The organism is Psychrobacter sp. CX10, from assembly GCF_057621575.2.
This window is the reverse complement of the sequence record NZ_CM177736.1, coordinates 1,378,768-1,402,084: the sequence shown is the minus strand read 5'-3', so window position 1 is coordinate 1,402,084 and position 23,317 is coordinate 1,378,768. Positions and strand designations below refer to the sequence as shown.

Annotated in this window: 15 protein-coding genes and 1 other annotated feature; of the genes, 5 read left to right on the top strand and 10 right to left on the bottom strand. The window is 37.1% G+C overall.

Going from position 1 to position 23,317, the window contains the following annotated elements; genetic code table 11:
* Positions 1 to 5: 5 nt before the first annotated feature.
* Entirely contained in the window at positions 6 to 1,532 is a 1,527-nt protein-coding gene (gene xseA / locus AC21OH_RS05720; RefSeq protein WP_487370954.1) for an exodeoxyribonuclease VII large subunit, read from the bottom strand.
* 306 nt (positions 1,533 to 1,838) lie between these two features.
* Here xseA and AC21OH_RS05715 point away from each other — a divergent pair, with 306 nt between their 5' ends.
* The 4 genes from AC21OH_RS05715 (at position 1,839) to AC21OH_RS05700 (ending at position 7,740) form a co-directional block, all read left to right on the top strand.
* A complete protein-coding gene (locus tag AC21OH_RS05715; RefSeq protein WP_487370953.1) occupies positions 1,839 to 3,509 on the top strand; it encodes a fatty acid--CoA ligase in 1,671 nt (556 codons plus the stop codon).
* Between the two features lie 393 nt (positions 3,510 to 3,902).
* Positions 3,903 to 5,111 carry an alanine racemase gene (locus AC21OH_RS05710; RefSeq protein ID WP_487370952.1) on the top strand — a complete coding sequence of 403 codons (1,209 nt, stop codon included), beginning with the start codon at positions 3,903 to 3,905 and terminating at the stop codon, positions 5,109 to 5,111.
* A complete protein-coding gene (locus AC21OH_RS05705) occupies positions 5,099 to 6,442 on the top strand; it encodes a D-arabinono-1,4-lactone oxidase (RefSeq protein ID WP_487370951.1) in 1,344 nt (447 codons plus the stop codon). Before AC21OH_RS05710 ends, AC21OH_RS05705 begins: the two co-directional genes overlap by 13 nt.
* A 212-nt stretch (positions 6,443 to 6,654) precedes the next feature.
* Positions 6,655 to 7,740: a WG repeat-containing protein gene (locus AC21OH_RS05700; RefSeq protein ID WP_487370950.1), complete on the top strand. Its 1,086-nt coding sequence runs from the start codon at positions 6,655 to 6,657 to the stop codon at positions 7,738 to 7,740.
* 223 nt (positions 7,741 to 7,963) lie between these two features.
* Here the strand turns inward: AC21OH_RS05700 and AC21OH_RS05695 are convergent, their stop codons facing one another.
* From AC21OH_RS05695 to curA, 3 genes are all read right to left on the bottom strand, one after another.
* A complete protein-coding gene (locus tag AC21OH_RS05695) occupies positions 7,964 to 8,593 on the bottom strand; it encodes a glutathione S-transferase family protein (RefSeq protein ID WP_487370949.1) in 630 nt (209 codons plus the stop codon).
* Between the two features lie 11 nt (positions 8,594 to 8,604).
* Positions 8,605 to 9,294, bottom strand: a complete 690-nt coding sequence (locus AC21OH_RS05690) for a type 1 glutamine amidotransferase domain-containing protein (RefSeq protein WP_486535800.1) — start codon at positions 9,292 to 9,294, stop codon at positions 8,605 to 8,607.
* A 76-nt stretch (positions 9,295 to 9,370) separates the two neighbouring features.
* Complete coding sequence (gene curA / locus AC21OH_RS05685; protein ID WP_487370948.1) at positions 9,371 to 10,420, bottom strand: NADPH-dependent curcumin/dihydrocurcumin reductase; 1,050 nt, start codon at positions 10,418 to 10,420, stop codon at positions 9,371 to 9,373.
* A gap of 863 nt (positions 10,421 to 11,283) precedes the next feature.
* Between curA and AC21OH_RS05680 the strand changes: the two genes are divergently transcribed.
* Positions 11,284 to 16,158, top strand: a complete 4,875-nt coding sequence (locus AC21OH_RS05680; RefSeq protein ID WP_487371480.1) for an NAD-glutamate dehydrogenase — start codon at positions 11,284 to 11,286, stop codon at positions 16,156 to 16,158.
* 86 nt (positions 16,159 to 16,244) lie between these two features.
* Here the strand turns inward: AC21OH_RS05680 and AC21OH_RS05675 are convergent, their stop codons facing one another.
* The 6 genes from AC21OH_RS05675 to AC21OH_RS05650 form a co-directional block, all read right to left on the bottom strand.
* A complete protein-coding gene (locus AC21OH_RS05675; RefSeq protein WP_487371481.1) occupies positions 16,245 to 16,841 on the bottom strand; it encodes a hypothetical protein in 597 nt (198 codons plus the stop codon).
* Positions 16,842 to 17,548: 707 nt separating this feature from the next.
* On the bottom strand, positions 17,549 to 18,172 hold the full coding sequence (locus AC21OH_RS05670; protein WP_487371482.1) for a hypothetical protein: 624 nt from the start codon (positions 18,170 to 18,172) through the stop codon (positions 17,549 to 17,551).
* Between the two features lie 682 nt (positions 18,173 to 18,854).
* Positions 18,855 to 20,249 carry a DUF2931 family protein gene (locus tag AC21OH_RS05665; protein WP_487371483.1) on the bottom strand — a complete coding sequence of 465 codons (1,395 nt, stop codon included), beginning with the start codon at positions 20,247 to 20,249 and terminating at the stop codon, positions 18,855 to 18,857.
* 72 nt (positions 20,250 to 20,321) lie between these two features.
* Complete coding sequence (locus tag AC21OH_RS05660; protein ID WP_487371484.1) at positions 20,322 to 20,636, bottom strand: hypothetical protein; 315 nt, start codon at positions 20,634 to 20,636, stop codon at positions 20,322 to 20,324.
* A 77-nt stretch (positions 20,637 to 20,713) separates the two neighbouring features.
* Entirely contained in the window at positions 20,714 to 20,968 is a 255-nt protein-coding gene (locus AC21OH_RS05655; protein WP_487371485.1) for a hypothetical protein, read from the bottom strand.
* 354 nt (positions 20,969 to 21,322) lie between these two features.
* The gene (locus AC21OH_RS05650; RefSeq protein ID WP_491140314.1) at positions 21,323 to 22,474 is read right to left on the bottom strand and encodes a hypothetical protein; all 1,152 of its coding nucleotides are present in this window, start codon (positions 22,472 to 22,474) and stop codon (positions 21,323 to 21,325) included.
* Between the two features lie 350 nt (positions 22,475 to 22,824).
* Positions 22,825 to 22,941 (bottom strand) — a sequence feature (AL1L pseudoknot).
* Positions 22,942 to 23,317 lie beyond the last annotated feature (376 nt).

Sequence of the window (23,317 nt, the reverse complement as noted above, 5' to 3'; positions counted from 1 at the left end):
AAAAATTATTCTATATCAGTAGGCGTATTGTGTTTAGTGACATTATACACCACAGCATTAATATCCCCATCACTCATGGTAACGTTTACAAAATCACCTTTTTCAATACTATTTATAGAATTTAGATACGTATTATTTGAATCCTTAACAAATGCATAGCCTTGTTTTAGTAATCGTGCAGGGTTTTGTACCAATATAACTTGTTGATAGTAACGAATTTGATTTGCAACATCATTCAATAAATTATAGCTAGTGCGCTGAGTACTTTGATATAAAGCGTCTATCTGATGAGTGGTTTGCTGCAATCGTTGATAGCTCAATTGGCGTATGCGTTTGATATTACTTTGGGTAGTAAGACTGACTTCACGTAGTTCAAATTTAGCGTGCTGTTTGACGCTATTCATGTATTGATCATTTAAATGCTGCCAATGCTGTAAGTTATGTTTGCTAAGACTTTGAATTGAGGAGAATTGGCGTTCTGAATTGTTAGACGCTTGCTCTAAATATTGTCGACTGATACGTTTAACAAAGTCTGCATACCCTTGGGTACGCTGCATTAAAGATGATAAATGATTGATGATACCTGCGATGACTTTAGAAGGGGTATCAAAACAGGTATGAGCTACCTCATCAAGTATAACCGTATCACGTTCGTGCCCAATACCTACCCACACAGGGATGGGCTGTTCAGCAACTAATGCTGCCAATTCATAATCGTTAAGATACGCTAAATCACCAACTGCGCCGCCGCCTCTTATAATTACCATAATATCGGGGTAGCGATCGTATTCTTTTTTAAAAGTGAGCATGCCTTTGGTTATGGCATGGCGTATTTCAGTCGGAGCATGGTTGGCTTGAAAAGTGGCATAGTGATAATGAAAATAACAGGCTTTAGTACGTTCAAGCTTGTCTGCATCTGCTTTAAAATCACCAAGCCCCGCCGCTTTTTCTGGTGCTATAACGAGCACATGTTCGATATCAAAAGGATTGGCGACTTGTTTGTTTTGATTCAATAGACCCTCAGCACTTAGACGTTCAAGCATGGCAGCATACTGCCGAGCCAGGTCGCCTAAGGTATAACTTGGATCAATATCATTAATTGTTAGTGAAAAACCATATAAAGGATGATAGTTTGCTGAGACATTGAGTAATACTGTCACATCGCGTTCAAGTTTCATGCCAGTAGCACGCTCAAACTTCGCAAGCACTCTGGATGCTTTAAACCGCCATAAGTTACCACGGCAACTAGCGATAACTTTGCCCTCATCATCTTTTTCAGCAAGCTCAAAGTAGTAATGTCCATTTTTGCTTGATAAGTTTCGAATTTCAGCTTTAACCCAAACGCTATGGCGAAACGTTTCTTTAATAACCAACTCAACTGCTGATAAATAGTCGCTTAATCGAAGAACTGTGTTTTCTAATTCATCATCAAGAGTGTCGCCATCAAAAGCATAAGAACTTTCAGCCTCACCCGCTTCTGAGTTTAAATCTGTATTGATATGATCAAGTTTGGATAAATCTGGTTTATTCATAATGAGGGTGTCGATAGGCTAAAGGTGAGTTTAACTAAACATAATTGTAGTCAGTAAATACAGTTACGAATTAATCATAACATGGTATAAGTTGCCGCGACTATTGTATATAAATTTAAAATACAAGAATTTAGTATTATAAAATGATTCAATGGATATCAGCTTAATAAGTTGAATAATACTTCATTAATAACTGTTCTTTACATATATCACCGAGTTGATTATGATAAATTTACTCAGTGTACAATTGCTCTCCTAAAGGGTTTATATTGGCTTATAACGAATCAAACAATAATGGAATATATAATGATAAATCACTATAACGCCGCTCCCGAAGCTTTTAACTTCTCATTAACGATTAAACAGCTTTTAAATCGTTCAAAATTAACCTCTCAAAACGAAGAAATAGTTTATGCTGATAAAAAACGCATGACCTATAGTGAGTTTTTTGAACGTATTGCAAAATTAGCGAATGTTCTTGATGGTTTGAACCTCGATCATGGCGATGTTGTGGCGGTGATGGATTGGGATTCGCACCGATTTTTAGAAACTTATTTTGCGGTGCCGATGTCACAGTATGTACTTCAAACCGTTAATATAAGACTGTCTCCTGAAAAAATCTTATACACCATCAATCATGCTAAGCCAAAGGTTTTATTATTAAATTCTGAATTTGCAACCATGGTGAAAGACTATCAGTTTGAAAATTCATCGATTGAGCATATTATTTGGTTAGATGATGACGATGTTAGTAGTGAAGGGGTATTCGGTATAAACCAATCACGTTTGGTTGGTGAATATGAATCACTATTAGAAGCTGCTAGTAGTGAATTCGAATTTGAAGATTTCGATGAAAATACCATTGCCTCAACTTTTTATACATCAGGAACCACTGGTAATCCTAAGGGTGTATTCTTTAGTCATCGTCAGTTGGTTCTGCATGCATTAGCAGAAGCTGCGATGCTTGGGGTTCTTCCGCAGAAACAAGGCTTGGTACTTGGTGATGTTTATATGCCAATGACGCCAATGTTCCATGTGATGGCATGGGGTTTTCCGTATACGGCGACGATGCTTGGGATGAAGCAGGTATATCCAGGACGTTATGCACCTGATGTGATGTTGAACTTAATAAAAAATGAAAAAGTTTCAATCACTCATTGCGTTCCAACTATTCTACAAATGTTATTAAAACAAGCAGAAGCAGAAGGTAAACAGTTTGATGGGCTTAAAATGATCATTGGTGGTTCGCGTCTTACCGAAGGTCTTGCCAAAACTGCGTTATCATCAGGCATTGAGGTCTATACAGGCTATGGCATGTCAGAAACTGCACCGCTTATTGGATTGACAGAGTTTAGATCTGATGATCCAGAAATGACTTTAGATGAAGAAGCCAAGCGCCGTAGTATGACTGGTAAACCTGTACTAATGGTAGATGCCCAAATTTGGGATGATAAAAATGAGCGTCTACCAAACGATGGTAAAACTACAGGTGAGCTTGTCCTGCGCGCACCATGGTTGACTCGAAGCTACTTCAAAAATGATGATGCAGGAGCTGAGCTTTGGGAAGGCGGGTATATGCATACCGCGGATATCGCCTTTATGACTGATGATGGAACGATGAAAATTACTGATCGTTTAAAAGATGTCATTAAATCGGGCGGGGAGTGGATATCATCGCTTGAGATTGAAACCATTTTATCTTTGCACCCAGCCGTGGCTGATGTTGCTGTTATCGGTGTTCATGATAAAAAGTGGGGGGAACGTCCATTAGCAGCAATTGTATTAAAACCTGACTGTCAAGATACAACGTCTGAAGACATTAAAGCCTTAGCTGAACAAGCAGCAGAAAAAGGCATGATTACTAAATATGGTGTTCCTGATCATTATAAGTTTGTCGATGACTTACCAAAAACCTCTGTTGGTAAACACGACAAAAAGGTTATGCGCGAATTGTATGTTGGTCAAACCCAGATATAAGTGAGATAAACCTCTTAAAACAAATGATCATCTAATGTACGTTATTTAATATAAAAAAAACGCAGATTTAAGCTGCGTTTTTTGCAATCTGTACAGTCCCTAGTAATAAAATTTTAATTTGAATAGTGTTGATTTTTAAAATATTTTCTAAGGTACTTGACTCGACGATTTAGTAAGTTCAAACTCATATGGCATATTTTTAATAAATTAACGTGATGTATGAAGCTATAAATATTAACTTATGATAATAGTTTATAGCATGTTTTTTTAATAGCAGCTATTAAACAGTAGCTTACTTAAATATGCTAATCAAAAATTAAATGATTATAATAACTGATTAGAAACATCTAATTAGAAACATCTAATAAAAGCAACTTAATTAAGGAAAGCAAAATGGATTTTGCCCAACTTAGCCCGCCCCACATGCCTTCTGCATGGCTAGATCTTGATGCACTTGATCACAACATTCAGTTAGTAAATAGTAAAACAAAAGCCGTTAATCTACGTTTGGCTACTAAGTCCATCCGCTCTATTGAAGTCATTAAGTATATTGAAGATAAATCTCCAAATTACATCGGTTTAATGTCTTATGCTGCCGATGAGTCTGTATATCTGCTCAAAAATGGTTTTGAAAATATATTGTGTGCCTATCCTACTTTAGATATGGATAGCGTTGCTAAAACTTTTGAATATACCAGGCAGGGCAGTATCATGTCATGGATGGTTGATCGACCTGAACAAGTTGATGCTCTAAATAAAACTGGTCAAAAATATGGAGAAGTGGTTGAGGTATGTTTAGATATAAATATGTCCATGCCATTGCCCAAATTATATTTTGGAACCAAACGATCTTCACTGCTCTCAAAAAAGAAGGTAAAACGCCTTCTAAAACATATTAAGAATTGCAAATATATCAAACTAACCTCCTTAATGGGCTATGAAGCCCAAATCGCAGGATTACCAGAACATTTACCGGGTAAAGCGCTACTAGCACCTGCAATAAAGCTTTTAAAAAACAGATCCAAAAAGCAAGTCAGTCAACGTCGTGGGTCAATAGTGAAGTGGCTTAATAGACAAGGTATAGATCTTCAAATCGTTAATGGTGGCGGCAGTGGCAGCATGGACTTTACGTCAAGCCAGCCTGAGATTACTGAAATTACAGTGGGCTCAGCGTACTACAAACCTGCGTATTTTGATTATATGGAATCAATGCAAGCATTTAAACCTGCAGCAGGATTTGTATTACCTGTAACGCGGCGCCCTGAAAAAGGGGTCATAACTTGTCATGGCGGCGGGTTTATCGCATCCGGCGCATCAGGTATAGATAAATCACCTATTGTTTATTATCCTAAGGGCCTTAGTATATTAGCGGATGAAGGGTTTGGTGAGGTTCAAACGCCACTCGCAATAGATACTAAGATTATAGATAAACATAATATACCTGAAATAGGGGATGCCGTATGGTGTCGACACGCAAAAGCTGGCGAGCTTTGCGAGCACTTTAAAGTAATGTATTGCTATCGCCAAAACAACCAACCAATAGCAGAAGGAGCTGCACATACTATGACTACGTATCGAGGAGAGGGAAAATGTTTTCACTAAAGCGTTGGGAAGCGAAAAGAGACTGGGAAAATTGGGTAGGGTATGTAAAAACCGCACCAGAGCAAAAGTTAACACCCTCAACCATTAATGAGTTGCAACAAATAGTTAAGGATGCACGTACTAATAATAAGCGTATAAGGGTTACTGGCGCCGCCCATTCATTTAGCGGATGTGCAAAGCCTGAAGAAATCGCGATAAGTTTGCACCACATGCGTGGACTGATATCGGTAGATAAAGACGCCAAAGAAGTGACATTACATGCGGGAACTTACTTACATGAGATTGGGGATGCTTTACGTGAGCATGGGTTCGCATTAGAAAACATGGGCGATGTCCAAGCTCAAACGATCGCAGGTGCAGCGAGTACTGCCACTCATGGAACGGGTATAACTTTGGGCTCTGTAGCAAATCAAGTGATTGGCTGGGAATGGGTAGATGGTAAAGGGGAGCTTAATACGCATTATCGTGGCGATCCTGAAACCGATGATTTAGGTAATGCCTTACATGCAAGCTTGGGTATGCTTGGAATATTCACTAAATTAACCCTTAAAGTTGTGAGTCTGTATGGGCTGCGTGAATCGAACGAGCGTTTAGAGTTCGAGGATGGTATCAAATGTTTTGCAGACAATATAAAAACCCATCGTCATCTTGAGTGGTTCTTATTCCCTGGTACGAATAAGCTACAGCAAAAATCATTATCAGTCATACCACCTAAGCCTATGAAAAGCGGTCAAAAGTTTAAAGATAAATTTGACAGTACAGTGATTTTAAACGGGGCATTTTATATGCTGTCTGAAATGGCACGTATGAATCCGAAGCTGACCAAAAAAGTCAGCCAAATATCAGCCAATTCTATACCTAATACTCACCGCGAAGGCTATAGCTATGAGGTGTTCCCAACGCCGCGTGGTGTAAAATTCAATGAGTCAGAATATTTTATTAATTTATCAGATTTTGAAGCGTGTATTACAGAGGTTAACAGTATTCTTTTAGAGGATAATAAACTGTCTCATTTCCCAATTGAAGTACGTACGCACAAGGGTGAGACGGGTATGTTAAGCCCAACTCAGGGACAAGACAGTGCCGTTCTATCGTTTCACGTTTATAAAGGGATGGACTGCGAACCTTTGTTTGAATGGCTATATGACTATATGAAAAAGTGGAAGGGGCGTCCACATTGGGGAAAAGTTAATAAATTAAACTCAGATGAGCTTCACAATTTATATCCTCAAATGCAGCGTTTTTTAGAAATTAGAGAAGAGTATGATCCAGACAATGTCTTTATGAATGATTGGCTTGATGAGAAGTTCTTAGGTCAGTCGCATAATTAGATGTTCCTGATTGACTATTAATAATGAAATGGTTTTAAAAGCATGGTCTTACCAGACTGCTCTTAACTGCTTGTTTTAAATATTATTTTAAAAACGTTTTAAAACATAAATAAGCATAATTTAAGCCCTAATAATGAGTGTTTAGGGTTTAATTTGTTTCATATATTTGCTTTAATAGTTTTATAATTACTTATGTGTATTAATGGCAATCTATGTTTAAAATTTCAAGATATTCTGTTTCTAATTCCCTAGATATCGCTAAAGCGTTCAGTCTTTTAGGTATAACAGGGCTTATCAGTGTTCAAGCTATGGCATGCAACGTGCCAAAAAGCTATTATTCGAATGTCTTTTGTACCTCAAACCCAAACTATTTTATCGCCCTCAAAGATTCTGGTCATCCTGTAGCTTTAATAAATAAGCAAGGGAGAAGGGTTGTAAACCTATTTCCCTATGAAGCGGCCGATGCCAATAAGATCAGAGAAGGCGTCATGCCTGTAAGAAAGCTTGGTAAAGTTGGTTACGTTAACATGTCAGGCCGAGAGGTGGTACCGCCAGTATACGATCCGATCAGTGGTGATAAATATACCAAAGGCTGGGCAAGACCCGCTAAAGAGGGCCGAATTATTATCAAGAAAAATGGCAAGTTTGGCATTATTGATACTTCAAATAGGACTATTTTGAGTCCTTCAGGAGCGTATCGATCCATCAAAGATTATAAATCGGGTGTGACCCAAATCGATAAAGCATCAGGTACAATTTTGGTCGATTTGAATGCCAGGCAAACTGCAAACCCTAATGTAGAGCCTATACAAGCGACCACGAATGACTTCAACCCAATAGATACTGAACAAGCACCTTCTACTCCTTCTAATTATGCTAAATCTAATAGTGCCGCAAACCCGTCTTTGACCATAGAAGAAAGTCACATCACCAGTGTTAATACCTCAGCTGTCATGTCAAATACTGATATTTGGCAGCCTGTTCAACGTGATGATAAATGGGGATTCGTTGATAACCAAAATATCCCAATGATTAAAATTATGTTTGATGATGTCACACCCTATTCTGAAAATTTAGCTGGCGTACAGCTAGAAGGTAAGTGGGGGTTTGTAGACTTAGCAGGCGAGTTAAAGATACCTTTTGAATTTAACGAGTCTGAACTTGACCGTGGAGATAATGAGACATATAAAGGCGTCAAACCATTTGTGTTTATAGATGGAAAAGCGTGGGTTGGCAATTTAGCTAATGGTGCTAAAATGTGTATTGATACCTCGGGTAAATATGTGAACTGTTCATAAGTTTTTAGTACAGATATATTTCGTTCGAAAAAAACAGCCCCATTAAGGGCTGTTTTTATATGAGACGCCTTACAACATCTCTATAGTCAGCGAACTACTAAACGGTTACAGTGTTAACCTCGTTAAGCCTACTCCAGTAGTACTTGCACTCGGTTGCCTTGTAACCATTTTAGACTTCTTTGACTATAAAAACCCTTGCTAATTAATAATTACTAAATACTGATTATTTGCTCTTATCATACTCAGCTTCTAGCTTTAAAGCACGTTGGTAGCTGTCTATACTAGATAAGCCATTGGCGTAGGCTTTGATATGCGGATAATCTTCAAGAAGACCTCGCTGTGCCAACATAATCAAATCAAAAGACAACATAAAGTCAGCACCAGTGAGTTTGTCACCGACAAGATAAGTTTTGCCCTTAAGATTGTTATTTAGATAACTTAGTAAATTGCGCTTTTCTTTATCTATATAGCCTGTTAAAAACTCGTTATCGTTAACACCGGCGGCTTGAGTAAATAACTCAAGCAGTAATGGCACCATGAGTGAGCTCTCTGAAAAGTCTATCCATTGTAGATAATCAGCGTACTCTAAAGAATCAATAGCAGGACGCAAACGCTCGGCAGCAAAGCGCTCAATCAACAACTGAGTTATTGCGCCTGACTCTGCTACTACTTTCCCATCAATTTCTATTACTGGCGACTTACCTAATGGATGTACTTGCTTTAAGCTATCTGGGGCAAGATGCGTATCTGTATCGCGTTGATAACTAATCACTTGATAAGGCTGACCAAGCTCTTCTAGTAGCCATAACGTACGTAAAGAGCGCGATTGATTTAAATGATGTAATTTGATCATATTTCTAAACCTTATGACTGTAGTCGTTTGATAAGTTTATTAGCCGCTTCTTCAGAAGAGGCAGGATTTTGTCCTGTTATCAACAGTCCATCTTCTACCACATATGATTGCCAGTCCTCACTTTTTTTATAGTGTCCGCCATTTTCTTTAAGAGCATCTTCAAGCAAAAAAGGCACCACATCACTAAGACCAATGGCTTCCTCTTCAGAGTTACTAAAGCCGGTTACGTCTTTATCTTTGACTAGAAAGACCCCATCGATTTTTACATTTTTTAAGGCAGCAGGGGCGTGACATACGAAGGCAACAGGTTTGTTAGCTTTCACAAAATCTTCAATAAGTTCAATGGAGTTTTTATCTACCGCCAAATCCCATAACGGGCCATGACCACCTGGGTAGAACACGGAATCATAATTATCGACACCATTATTAGCCAATATATCAGCCAGTTTATGAGTACTAGCTAAATGTTCTTTAGCAGTAGTATCTTGTTTAAAGCGTTTTGTATATTCAGTTTGCGCATCAGGGGTATCACTGCTAGGGTCCAGTGGCGGCTGACCACCAGCAGGTGATGCCAGAGTAATCTCTGCTCCAGCATCTTTAAAAATGTAATAAGGAGCTGCAAACTCCTCTAACCAAAACCCCGTTTTTTTACCAGTATCTGCAAGTCTTTCGTGAGACGTTAGAACCATTAAAATTTTCATAAGTATCCTATTAGTATTTGTTCTACAGTTTTTTATAGAGTTATTGATTTAAAATAAATGTTTTTGGTAGGCTGAATTATTTCGGATCTGCTACTTTAACTACGGTCTTACCAAAATTGTTACCGTATAGCATATCTACAAAACCTTGCGGCGCATTAGTTAAACCATCTACGATGTGCTCTTTAGTCTTAATCTTACCTTCAGAGACCCATTTACCCATTTTGTGCAAGAATTCTGGGAAATGGTCACCGTATTCCTCAAAGATAATAAAGCCTTTCATGGTTAGACGCTGTCTTAAAATGACACTTAATAGCTGGCTTAGACGGTCTTTACCCTCAGGAAGTTCAGTTTGATTGTAGTGAGCAGCGAGACCACAGACTGGAATACGAGCATGGGCATTTAATAAGGGTAATACAGCATCAAATACTTTGCCCCCTACGTTTTCATAATAAATATCGATACCATTTGGACAGGCATCGGCTAATTGTTGATCAAAATCATCTGCACGATGATCGATACATTTATCAAAGCCTAATTCCTCTACCGCAAACTTGCATTTGTCCTCACCGCCTGCGACACCGATAACATTTAGATCATGGAGTTTGCCTACCTGGCCGACTGTGGCTCCAACTGGGCCTGTTGCAGCTGCAACGACTAAAGTTTCACCAACTTTGGGTTTGCCAATATCTGTCAATCCCATATAACCAGTAAAACCTGGCATACCTAGAACACCTAAACCATAAGAGGGCTGACTCATATCTGGGGTGAGCTTATAGACGCCTTCACCATTGCTGACACTATAGTCCTGCCAGCCTGAGTAGGCGACGACCAAATCACCTTTTTCAAAACCCTCAACATTAGAGTTAACGACTTGAGAGACGGTGGCACCCAACATCACATCACCTACTTCTAAAGGATCTGCATAACTTTTAGCATCGCTCATACGTCCTCGCATATAAGGATCCAACGATAGATAGAGTGTACGTAATAACATCTCATTGTCTGAAGCTGTAGGGATATCGGCAGTATTGAACTCAAAGTTTTCTTCATTGGGCTTACCATGCGGACGGCTGGCTAATTTAATTTGACGATTTGTTGTTTCTGATTGTTGTTTATCAAAGCTCATTTTAAATCCTTATTGTTGTACATCAGATAAGTAAGTAAATGTTGTTCATCTAATAAGTTAGTAGATTATGACAATATACTAGGGATATATAGTCTAGCGTGTATATAGGTAGAAAAGTTTAGAATAGAAACTACAAACTTATAGATCTAAATTAGTTAAATAACATCCTGTGATATCGCGTCATCTATTATGTAGTGAACAAAACTCTATTTATAACCAAATAAATTTATATAGTAAAAAGCATATATATAAAATTAAGTCGTTTCCACTTCTATTGAACCTATTCAATTAGACCATTCAATAAAGCCTATAGATACTCAATAAGGATGATAAGTTTAATTTCAAATATTTGAAATCTTTCATAACATTATGTCAGTATTAAAGGTTAACCATTTTATTAGTAACCGCCATATTAAAACTGCAACCTCATATGTTTATGATTAATGCCGTTAATATCTGAAGTTATTAAGTTATTAAGTTATTAAGAGAATAGTAAAAAAAGAGAATAGGTCAAAAAAAGAAAAGGGCACAATGACTTTGAAACCTAATAAAACATTTTAGTTTCAAACGAACACCACAATTAAATTTTCATCACGTAGAATCAAGAGTAAGAATACTTTATTTAAAAAGTAACCCTTTAGACGTTTGCATTATAGAATCTTAAAATTAAGAAGCTTCTCATATAGTGGTATTCGGTTTATAAGTTTCTTAACATTGTGATAAAAAACCTTATTTGAGCTTCAAAAAATAGGCGTTAAATATAGATAAATTAAACAAAAATTAAAATGTTCAATTTAAAAATTATAGATAAATAAATATTTGATCATTCATTAAATAATTAAAACGATAAGAAAGGACATCTCATGAGCAACTTAACCTCAATAAGCAACGAAAGGCTAAACAACATAACTCAGATAGCCAGTAGCTATGTCACTACAGACAGAGATTTATTACAGCAGTTTATAATGATTTATTATAAGAATTTGGCGCCACGGCTTGCCGAATCTGAATCCGATACTGACCTAGCTGGAATGGCTTTGCATCATTTTGTACTGCTTAAGTCTTATCAAGAGAATCAGCCTGAACTGCATTTGTTTAATCCTAATGTTGAAGAGCAGCATTTTCATAGTGGGCATACATTATTACAACTGGTAGCCTATAACCGTCCTTTTTTGGTAGATACGCTAAGCATGTGCATTGAGTCAGAAGGGCTTGATGTGCATCGTATTCACAACACTATCATTGATGTTGAACGCAGTAAAAGTGAAGACATTATAAAAGTTAATGAAGTTCAGGACAGCGACACACGATATTTATCATTAATACATTGTGAAATAGAACGTACAGACAGTGCCTCAATGGCGCGCTTAAAAGAGCTTCTAAAGGATAGAATTACTACCTTGGATACGGTTGTTAGCGATTGGCAACCAATGCGCGATAAACTAAATCAAATCAGGAAGGAGCTTGACACAGTTACCGTTCCTGAGGTTTATCATAGTGTTGACGTTATCAAAGATTTCTTAAAGTGGGTGGAAGATGATAACTTTATCTTTTTGGGTTTTAGAGAGTATCGTATTGAGGGCGCCGAAAGTGAGCGCGAAACATCTAGTGAGATGTCAGAGGTCGTGTCAAATGAAGCCGCTGCTAATATCAATTTGATCACCGTGGCTAATAGTGGGTTAGGGTTATTAAATGGGGTCAAAAAAGATACACCATCGGATAGTTTTGCACAGTTACCGAACAGCTTAAAAGCACTTTTGACACTACCGCGAGTGGTACTGCTTTCAAAATCAAGTCAATTATCGCCCATTCATCGTCCTGTATACATGGATTTTTTGGGCATCCATAAATACGATGAATCTGGACGTCTTATTGGAGAATATCGTTTTATAGGGTTACTAACATCACAAGCCTACCAATTAAGCGTGCAACAAATCCCATTGTTACGCGAAAAAGCCGATAAAATTATGGATAAGGCGGATTTTCCAATTAATGGGTATAACTATCATAAATATATGCATATCATTAATACCTTACCGCGAGATGACCTGTTCCAAGCGAGTATAGATGAGCTGTATCCCATCGTATCTGGCATAGCTCAGCTCAAGGACAAAAAGCGATTGCGCCTATTTAGTCGTATCGATCATTATCAGCGATTCGTTTCATGCTTGGTATACATTCCACGCGATAAATTCGATAGTAATGTACGATTGAAAATCCAACAAGCGCTAATGACGGCGTTCAATGGGATTTCATGTGGGTTTACTACTGAATTCGATGAGTCGTATCACGCTAGAGTTCATGTGCACGTGCGTACAGAACCCGGTCAAATTAATAGTGTCAATCTAGACAAATTAGAAGATGAACTGAACACGCTGATGGAAAGCTGGCAAGATCAATATCAGCAGGTAATGCTTGAAGCGCTCGGTGAACAAAAGGCGAATAAATTATTCAAACGGTTTTTACAGACTATACCTGCCGCGTATCAAGAGCATTTTGATGTGCGTACCGCTGTGACCGATACCAAACGCTTAGCAAGTTTAAATATAGACAGTCCAATGATTTGGAAGTTATATCAGTCATCGGGTGATGAAAGTAATCAGCTGCATTTAAAACTATATGGTTTAAACAAACCGACTATTTTATCTAATATCTTGCCCATTCTTGAAAACTTTGGGGTATGGGTTGTTTCAGCACAAACCTATGAGTTTGATGTCACCGATCAGCCGATGTGGTTACAAGAATATGAGCTGACCCTACATAATACAAAGCAAATTGATCTGGCAGTAGTGCGTGAACAGTTTGAGGAAAGCTTAGCGCATATTTGGGCAGGACGTGTTGAGAGTGATTCATTAAATGAGCTCATATTATCCACACGTTTAGATACTTTTGAAGTGGTCGTTCTACGTGCCTTCATGCGTTATATTTTACAAGCGAAAGCACCTTTTTCAAGCCAATATATCCAGCAAACCTTGAATAAGAACAAAGATATCGCTGTGATGATAGCTGACTTATTTGATGCGCGTATGAATCCTAAGCATTCTCAAGATCAACGAGATTCCAAAACTAAATCATACCAGGATCAAATTAAATCCGCTTTATCCAAAGTTGAAAGTCTCGATGAGGACAGAATTCTACGTTGGTATCTAGATCTTATCAATGCGCTTCTAAGAACAAACTACTATCAACGAGATGAGGCAGGCGATATAAAAGATCGCTTATCATTTAAATTTGCGGCAAGCCAAATTCCAAATCTGCCCAAACCCAAACCCATGTTTGAGATATTTGTTTATTCACCGCGCGTAGAGGCAATACATCTGCGCGGCGGCAAAGTCGCGCGGGGTGGCTTGCGTTGGTCGGATCGTATGGAAGATTTTCGTACCGAAGTACTGGGGCTGGTCAAAGCGCAAATGGTTAAAAATGCCGTAATTGTACCTGTTGGATCTAAGGGCGGCTTTATTGTTAAGCAAAAATCTCCAGCGGATGGTCGTGAGGCATTCCAAAAAGAAGGGGTTGAGTGCTATCAAACTTTCTTACGGGGAATGCTCGATTTGACAGATAACCTAGTTGATGGCGAAGTCGTCTATCCAGATAATACGGTACGTCATGATGATGATGATCCATATTTGGTCGTAGCAGCGGACAAGGGAACGGCCAGCTTCTCTGATGTCGCTAATGGCGTTGCTAAAGAATATGGGTTTTGGCTTGATGATGCCTTTGCCTCAGGTGGCTCGGTTGGATATGACCACAAAGCCATGGGTATTACGGCGCGAGGTGCCTGGGAGTCTGTCAAACGCCACTTTAGAATGCTCGACTTAGATATTCAAAACAAAGATGACTTTACAGTGGTAGGTATTGGCGACATGAGTGGCGATGTCTTCGGTAATGGTATGCTGCTATCTAAACATATCAAGCTACAAGCAGCCTTCAACCATCTACATATCTTTATCGACCCTAATCCAGATACCCAAGCGACGTATGAAGAACGGGAGCGGTTATTTAACTTACCGCGTTCAACTTGGGATGACTTTGACAAATCCTTGATTAGCCAAGGCGGCGGTGTGTTCTCTCGCCAAGATAAGTCAATTAGTATTACCGATGAAATGAAAGAGGCATTTGACATTGAAGAAGACAGCTTAACCCCGAATGAGCTGATAAGTCGATTATTAGCCGCACCTGTTGATTTGTTATGGAATGGCGGTATCGGTACGTATGTTAAAAGTAGTGATGAGAGTCATGCTGATGTTGGTGATCGGGCCAATGATGCCGTCCGTGTTAACGGTGAAGATATTCGCGCCAAAGTGATCGGGGAGGGGGGTAACTTAGGCTGTACCCAACAAGGCCGTATTGAATATGCGTTACGAGGGGGTCCTGATAACGAAGGGGGTCAGTTGTATACGGATGCTATCGATAATTCAGGCGGCGTAAATTGCTCTGACCATGAAGTTAATATCAAGATTTTGTTAGGCAAAATCGTAGAGCAAGGAGACATGACTGTTAAACAGCGTAATGAGCTGTTAAAACAGATGACCGACGAAGTTGCACAATTGGTACTGCGTCAAAATTATCTACAACCTCAAGCGCTTGAGCTTAGCCATCTTAATAGAGCGGATAACTTAACGGATCATAAACGTATTATTGATTATCTAGAGTCTGTAGGAAGGCTAGATAGAGGGCTTGAGTTTTTACCTTCTAATAAGGTTATTGAGCAGCGTCAAAAACAAGGTATAGGCATGACTCGCCCCGAGCTTGCAGTGATTTTAGCCTATGGAAAAATGTGGGTCTATGAGCAGTTGTTAGACTCAAACTTACCGGATGCGCTGTACTTCACTAAAGAGCTTAGTAAGTATTTTCCTGATACATTAGCGAACCAATTTTTTGAAGAGATGACCGAACACCGTCTACATCGTGAGATTATTAGTACTTATCTCACCAATAGTATCGTTAACCGTTTGGGTATCGAAGCAATTTTTAGGCTATATGAAGAAACGGGTCAAACTGTAGCGACTTTAAGCCGAGCTTATGCAGTCATAAGAGACATATTTCAGGTCAGCGATAGCTGGAAAACGTTAGAGTCTCTTGATAATATAGTGGATGCTATTACGCTATTAGAACTAGAAAACAGGATTCGCGCGGCAATCGAGCAAGGCATCGTTTGGATGGTGAACGCCTTTGGAAGTGATATAAAGGTTGCTGATAGTATAGATCGCTTTGAAAGTAGTGTGGCAGATCTAATAAAGCCGCAGGGTATCATTGCGGACCAATTTTCAGATCATCTACAACACGATATTTATGAGCTAACTGATGCGGGTCTAAATAGCGATAACTCGCAAATTTTTGCAATATTGCCTTATGCTATCGATGCTTTAGACATTGCATTGTTGTCAGAAAAGTATAAGCGTCACGTGGAAGAGATTTCAAAACTATATTTTGAGGTTTATCAAAATCTGAATATCGATTGGTTAATGCTTAAAGTTGAGAAGCTACCGCAGCAAGATAAATGGGACCGCCGTGCTCGCTATGCCTTATTAAATGACCTGACCCGTAGCTTAAGACAGATGATGAATGAGCTGCTATCTCAGAGTGATCCAGCAGGATCATTACATGAATGGCAACTGCAGCACGAAGAGGCTATTTATCGTATGACTAAGGAGATGGATAAACTCGAAGGCGCTACGGTAGGGCTTTCAGTGCTGTCTGTAATGATTAGTGAGATTAATAAACTAATAAGTGGCTAAGTTCATTGAGTTATAATATGACTCTTAAAATCCAATCAAATATCCACACTAATAACCACCCCTATTTTTCAAAAGGGGTGGTTTAATTAACACTGAGATACTACTTCAAATCCTACAATCTTGTCATTTAAAAAATATAAATCTAATAAGTCATCACTGTCAAATTGTCTAATTCGATATAATTTATCGTAAGACATTTCAATATCAGTAGTCTCAATACTAATTTTTTTATTCGATAAATTGTATTCAGGCTCTGAAACCTCAAAGTTAGCATCATCTATACTATCAGATGTTAAGTCGCTATTTATCAAAAAGCCCTTATAAATAAAATTAGTGCCTTCTTCTATATTGACTACTTTGGAGATAACGGCTAAATCATCCATAGTATTAATTATCAGGTTCCCTAACTGATTAATATCTTCGTTATGCTCATCATCAATAGCTAGAAACCCACCACATTCTTCAACTGACGCTATTTTTCTCAACATTACGTTTTTAGAAATACTATTTAAGATATCGTATTTGTTGATAGGGTCACCTACTATTATCAACTTAATAGTTTTATTTAAGGATGTTTCGGAAAAAGCATTACTTTTTAAACTCTCTTCATTTAAATTTGGATTGTAGCCGTTGCATCCACACATAAACAGTAGTGACGAGCATAGGATGATGAATTTTTTCATATTTTTAATCTATTTGGATAGGATATTATTAGGGCGTGTTCCAATTTGCGAATTAAATAAGTTAGGTATAAAAATGGATATAAGTTCGCTAAACTGTGCCTAATTTATAGCTAATATGCCTATATTATCTTTAAAATAATTCGTGTTTATCAAAAAACTATCTCTTTTTACCTTCATAATCCAAATAGGGACACGCTTAATTTACTTTTAAATGTGCGAAGGGTTTGACTAAATACTATTAAGCTGTATATAGAATTGACGTTAAGGGTACTCATAAAATTGTGTACTATCCACAACCTTTTAAATAAAAAATTAAAGGTATCGTATTTTGACAAATATATGAGACACTATCATCTGTAAGTCTTATCTAATACCAGTATTAGTCAATATATAGTCATTTTTATTTAATGAGTCATAGAAGATTGAGCTATTTTATAATCGTTCAAAACGTTATTGTTGATAACATCCATACTTGTATCAGTATCAAAACTATAATAATCCTTATAATTTTGGATGTTATTAGAGATGTTTTAATGTTCATCAATACGATTAGAACATGACGACACTAATATAGTAAACAAAATTAAATTAGTAATTTTCATAATAGTAGTCTTAAATGAGCGATTATTATGTTTAATGACTTAACTTAGTAGACGCATCAGAGCTGGGCATCATATTGCAAACGATTACTTATAAACTCTCAGTATTTAACAGGCATTCTCTATATGCAGCTCAAGAGAGTTCGATTCTTTACCGAATAAATAGAGATGCAACGTACCATAATCATCAATAACGGCATCTTCTTTGAATAAGTCATGCAAATGACCCATCGATAAGCTTTCTTGCAAATAGTCGATATTATTGATATATCTATCATCCGTCTTGAAGTCATATACTAGCTTAGTTTGCGAAACAGGTTTATTCAAATCATGTGAATATATTTTTTTATAAGTCCAGTCGGCATATACAATGCACATTATTTCTTCATCAACTACTATCTCATTATCTTGAGTGACAAACACATCTTGACTAGTAACATAATGACCGTAACCACAAGGGTTGCCACACGATATGTGAAAATAATATAAGTCATCATTTAACTTCTTTATATCACTCAATCTATCACTATTTACAGTAACTAATTCTTCTTTTTGGTTGTCTATAAGGCGAGAGAATGAACACAAGTCTTGGCTACACTCTTTAACTACCCAGAAGGTACTAAATGTCTTTGTGGAATTGTCTGGCGTCTCAAAGCTATCAAGCTTATTTGAGCATGCTTGAATAGAAAAGCAGGTTAGAAAAAGCAGTATCACTTTTATTAAATTATGCATAGATGCTCAAGTTTATTATCTATTTAAATATTCATGTTAAGTGTATCGCATATCCCTATTATTCAATAATTACCCGTCGGAATAACCACATATTTTTATCTATTTTTTAGCTATACACAGTGCTCGTACCTACAGATTGAACCATGTCTTCTATCTTATGTTCAATCACACTCCATTTACTATATAGCATAAGAAATTGAGGTGTCAATTAACGAGGCCATGACCCAGATGCATTTGTATATGACGTTACTATGATAGATAAGATATTTTAAACAGAAGATAGTTGAGTAGCATTTCCCGCTTTCGCTATTATCTTGGTTAGCGCAGGGCGAGGCGCAATGTCTTATGCCGTTCCTGCTACCGCGATAACGGTCTAAGACGTGTGCCTCTGCCCAGTGCCGCACCAAGGATAGCCGCTACAATCGGGGCTAAAACGCTCAATAGATCTGCATTTGCTATTCATTTCAAATTTAGTATCAAATGATAGGTTTAACTAATCAAGATTTATAGTAATTCATATTTATCTTGCTTCAGTTGAAATTGATAGGTGAATGAGCTTAACTAAATAACTTTTTAAATATGGTACGTACTAACAATGGTACGCCCTAACAATGGTAAGTACTAACAATGGTACGTCCTTACAATGGTACGTCCTAACAATGGTGCGTCTAAACTTTAACACCTAGTCCAACTGAACAAAAGCAGGGTCGCTTAAATCCTCAACCTTAGGCTGGGTTAAGAAAATAGGGTAGCCTCGCTGAGTAATAAACTGTCCTTGATCGGGATCAATTGGGGCTTTTGAAAACTGATAAGCCCCATCTAAAGCTATCTTTTCATCATCTTTTATTAAATAGCTGCCTTGAAGGATTAAATCTTTATTAAAGTCGAGATGTAGTGTTGCAAAGTCATTAGGGTTTGCAGGTTGGTTATTAGTAGAAAGTGAGCGAGCAGGGTAGAGTGATTCAAAATGTTTAAAGAATCGATTTAAGTTAGGGTCTTGGTAGTAAGGCTGATAGTATGAATCTCTTAGCGCTTTAGCAGACCATCTTGGTCTTGGATACAAATGCACTTCAAGTCCGGTACGCTCATTTGTTTGAGGATTAATCGCCCAGATTTTAATAGTATGAGGCACTGATTTTAGATCTGTGTTGTGGGTATCAAATTGGTCATCAAGTACGGCATATCTTTCTGTATTTGCAAACTGGGCATAATATTCACCATTCCAATCTTGCCCATCAATTGTAACAGATAAATTCCATGGATATTTGGTTTGCATTTTTTTGTACCAATCTGATGAGATGCGCCAATCTCCTGATTGCCATTTTTTGTAAGCGTCTGGAAAATGCTTCTCTAAAAATATAAAGGAGTCATTTTCGCCAGTTCTTATTGTTTCAAGATAAGCATCATAGGCTAAATACAAGTAATCATCCCCACTAGACACAGGGGGACCTTTGATTGTCTCAGGATTTGGCTCGACAGGCGTTGCTTGAAAGGAAGCAACTTCAATACGTCCTGCCCACCCAGTAACAAATACAATGACCCATCCTTTTGGTGCAAAAGCAAGTTCAATATCACTGTAGTTATTATAAATCTTACCGGTTTCTATAGACCAAGGATTGGTATCTTCCATCTTCTTATGGTGACTGGTCATAAGCGAATATATTTTATCTTTCGGAAGACTATGTTCGCCTTGATAATAGTGATTAGTTATAGAATCTAAGAAAGTAACACGTACTTTATCAGGTAGTGGCTGTTCAAATTCATTACCACCTAGGGGTCTGGATCCATAGCCCCATCTACCTGTACCTCCATCAAGCGAGCGTAACCTAGTACCATCATTCAAATAAAAACTGGTGCTGTAATTTGGAACCTTATCTGACTTTTGTAAACTGACTTCGTTATAAAAATTGTTTGTATTGTAGAGCGTATAAGCAGCAACAGATAATTTAGCCCCCCATTCTAAAACTTTATTATCCTTCATTTTTTTATCCTGATATAAAGAAACAAACGCCATCGTTAACAGTCCAAATATAATAATGATGATGAGTTTTGAAGAGGTTGACCAAGTACGTAACATTTTAATACTCACTATTTATTATAGAATTATCCATTAATATCTTTGCTAAATTTAATCGATATTCATCGCCAGCTATGATATAAAAGCTTTAGTTAAATCCTTATCTACCGATCTTAATTCTCTTAAGTCTAACTTTAAATCGTTTAGATCGTTATTGAAGTCTGATCTATGACCAAGTACGGTATCGAATAGCCTTACGAACTTAAATCTGATCTGATTCGCTCTTAGATTCCAACCGTCAAAAAGAGTAGGATCTGATTTAGCTAAATGAATAAAATGGCGAGCAGTCGCTGCTCCACGACTAAAGCCAAATACATTGATGATAAGCATATTAGGCTTTTGCCCAAATTCCTGTTTTATCTTAGTAAAAGCTAGTTTAGCACGCACAACAACGCCTGTATCTCCTAATCCCGAAGCGTTTCCTACTATTGAATCTCCTCCATGTCTAACTGTACCTATACCATCTATATAGATCCACTTTTGTCCATTATGTTTATCCCTAAAAGATACATATGAGCCGCATTAGAATAAGCATTGGCATAACTGGTTTCATCTTTAATATGTCTTCTTTTCTTGTCTCGTGAGAAGTTTTTAAAAGCATCAGTATTGAACAAGTTATTTTTTGTACCATCAAAAAACAAATTGACCGTTTCACTGTCTACTTCTACCTCTACTGACGACCCAGCTCTTGAATTACTTGTAGCAGTTGTTCTACTCATTATACATCCTCATCTTCTGGCTCAAAAACCACTTCTACTGCTTTATTACATGTATGAACTCTTACAGTTTCGCCTTTATCATTAGTAATACCTCAATGACACTGCATCAGACTTACAAAATTTATAGAAGCCTAATAGGTCATGCGGTTTCATATATAGGACAATCTTCTTATTAGTTTAGACATAATCAGTATCATTAACCGCAGTCGTATTTATAGTGACATAAATTGGATCAGGCTTTAAAGAGGTGATTCTGCGTTAGAGACAACGATAGAGTTTGAAAATATTACAAAAGCCTATATCTTAAGGATATTATTCATTTTATTTAGTATTGTTGGACGTTAATAAAAATTGTTAAAACCACTCACAGCTACCATCATAAGATGAAAATAAGTATTCATTATCTCTACAGTCAAACGTCTGGTTTAACTCACTCGATTCAGAGTTTAAAAAGCTTATCGTATTTTTAGTCACTTTAAAGTCATCTGACAGAGGATCATATGAAAAATTCACAAATCTACTAGCATACTTATTGTCGTAGCAAGACGTGTATTCAATATTAAACTTACCTGAGCTTGTAGTAATATCTTCCAAACCGTCCATCATACAGCCGTTGATTGAGTCTTCAAACATTGAATTGTTTTGATGCCATAAAGAGATTTTGTTATTAAAACCTCGATATACGGAAATTTCAAGATCAAAATTTCTAACGTCTTGTTCTTTGGGTTTTACTACTCTTATAATATCTCTATGACCGTCCATGTCTAAGTCAGCTTGTTTTTCTAGGATAGTATACGTAGTATTATTGCTAAACTGTGAGTTAAAATTAGCATCATCAAAAGTGTCATATAGGTTTTCTTGATATATTCTAGTTGGTGCATTGGAGGTATAATCGTTATGTTCAACATAATAAACTTCTTCGGTATTAGATTTATTCAAGCCTTTATTTATAGATTTAGAAAAATTTAAATAATATTCAAACGGATTTGTATCTATATCATCTGACATTTCAATAAGTTTCCAAGCTTTATCAAAGTAGTAAACCAATTTAATAGGATTGTCTTTTATATAATACGGAGAGTCTAAGTCTTTGGTGAAAACTAAGTCTGTTTTATTGATTAATCTTATAAAGATATTAAAGTTATTTTTTATTTCATTAGCAGGTAACGCATTGACTTTGTTAATAATTAAATCTTCTTCAGATATTGAATTAGGTAAAAAAGTGCTATTTTTTGGAAATAGATAGATTTGTATATCTCCGAATTTATTACTATCATTATATATACAACCAAAATCAGGATAGTAGAAATAACCGTTATTAAAAGTAAATTGATTGTCATCATTGCATTTTATTATACTATCGAAAGTTAACACTTTATTGTTTTCGGTAGTTATTTCTTCATTATTAGAATCCTTTTGTGTGATTTGATTAAAATTATTAGTTACGTAGTAATCATTACATGATGTTAATAATACTGAAAACGAAATAAACATAAATTTAAACATTCAAATAACCTTATTATAATTTTTAGGGCGATAATAGCCAACCCATCCAGAATGGTTTACTAAAGCTTTACTGTTTCTTAGATACATAGAAGCTCAGAAACGCCTTATCCATAATACGCTCAAGTGTTTTTTTATTTAGTGTTTCATCAAGACTGCCGACGTTTCCAATAGCTTCAAGAATAGTCACTATATTAGAATTTTGATTGAGATTATAAACGATTCCACAGTGCCCTATACCATTGCTTTTTCTCCAAACATATACATCTGAACATGAATAAGTCGTCATGACTAATACGCTGTGAACGCTTCTCAGGGTAATCCTCCAAGTCTTTAGTACGATAGTATGTGGATGTAGCAATAGGTAATACTCTACAAATTGACTCGACTATATATTGTTGTTTGTGATCATCAATAAATTTGACCATTACTTGGCTGGACGGTCGAGCTCCGCCTTGGCTAAAATAGCGGCGGCTTTCCTTATGATTTAATTGGCTTGATTTAGTTCTCTGTTCTCAAGTTCTTTGATGCGATCGGCTTGGCTGAGAGCTTGAATATTAGCAGGAATGGTTTTATTAATGTGCTTTTAATGCCATGATCGTAGGGTCTAAGGGGTGCAACCTATCTTTGGCGCTATGGCGTTGATGGCTCACCATGTGGATGGATAGTCGTCTTTAGCTTCAATTAGCATACGGACGGCTAGCTCTTAAATCTCGGGAGTGTAGTTTCGTGTTGTCATAGTCGTAATCTATAGGAGCGTTAGGTCTCCGACAATCACGGGGCGGTTCATAGTTTAACTCTGTCAATCAATGAAGCCTGATTTAAGTAATTATCTATATGATATAA

Excerpts from the sequence above, each read along its gene's own strand:
- xseA (WP_487370954.1), bottom strand. The coding sequence starts at position 1,532 with ATGAATAAACCAGATTTATCCAAACTTGATCATATCAATACAGATTTA.
- AC21OH_RS05715 (WP_487370953.1), top strand. The coding sequence starts at position 1,839 with ATGATAAATCACTATAACGCCGCTCCCGAAGCTTTTAACTTCTCATTA.
- AC21OH_RS05710 (WP_487370952.1), top strand. The coding sequence starts at position 3,903 with ATGGATTTTGCCCAACTTAGCCCGCCCCACATGCCTTCTGCATGGCTA.
- AC21OH_RS05705 (WP_487370951.1), top strand. The coding sequence starts at position 5,099 with ATGTTTTCACTAAAGCGTTGGGAAGCGAAAAGAGACTGGGAAAATTGG.
- AC21OH_RS05700 (WP_487370950.1), top strand. The coding sequence starts at position 6,655 with ATGTTTAAAATTTCAAGATATTCTGTTTCTAATTCCCTAGATATCGCT.
- AC21OH_RS05695 (WP_487370949.1), bottom strand. The coding sequence starts at position 8,593 with ATGATCAAATTACATCATTTAAATCAATCGCGCTCTTTACGTACGTTA.
- AC21OH_RS05690 (WP_486535800.1), bottom strand. The coding sequence starts at position 9,294 with ATGAAAATTTTAATGGTTCTAACGTCTCACGAAAGACTTGCAGATACT.
- curA (WP_487370948.1), bottom strand. The coding sequence starts at position 10,420 with ATGAGCTTTGATAAACAACAATCAGAAACAACAAATCGTCAAATTAAA.
- AC21OH_RS05680 (WP_487371480.1), top strand. The coding sequence starts at position 11,284 with ATGAGCAACTTAACCTCAATAAGCAACGAAAGGCTAAACAACATAACT.
- AC21OH_RS05675 (WP_487371481.1), bottom strand. The coding sequence starts at position 16,841 with ATGAAAAAATTCATCATCCTATGCTCGTCACTACTGTTTATGTGTGGA.
- AC21OH_RS05670 (WP_487371482.1), bottom strand. The coding sequence starts at position 18,172 with ATGCATAATTTAATAAAAGTGATACTGCTTTTTCTAACCTGCTTTTCT.
- AC21OH_RS05665 (WP_487371483.1), bottom strand. The coding sequence starts at position 20,249 with ATGTTACGTACTTGGTCAACCTCTTCAAAACTCATCATCATTATTATA.
- AC21OH_RS05655 (WP_487371485.1), bottom strand. The coding sequence starts at position 20,968 with ATGAGTAGAACAACTGCTACAAGTAATTCAAGAGCTGGGTCGTCAGTA.
- AC21OH_RS05650 (WP_491140314.1), bottom strand. The coding sequence starts at position 22,474 with ATGTTTAAATTTATGTTTATTTCGTTTTCAGTATTATTAACATCATGT.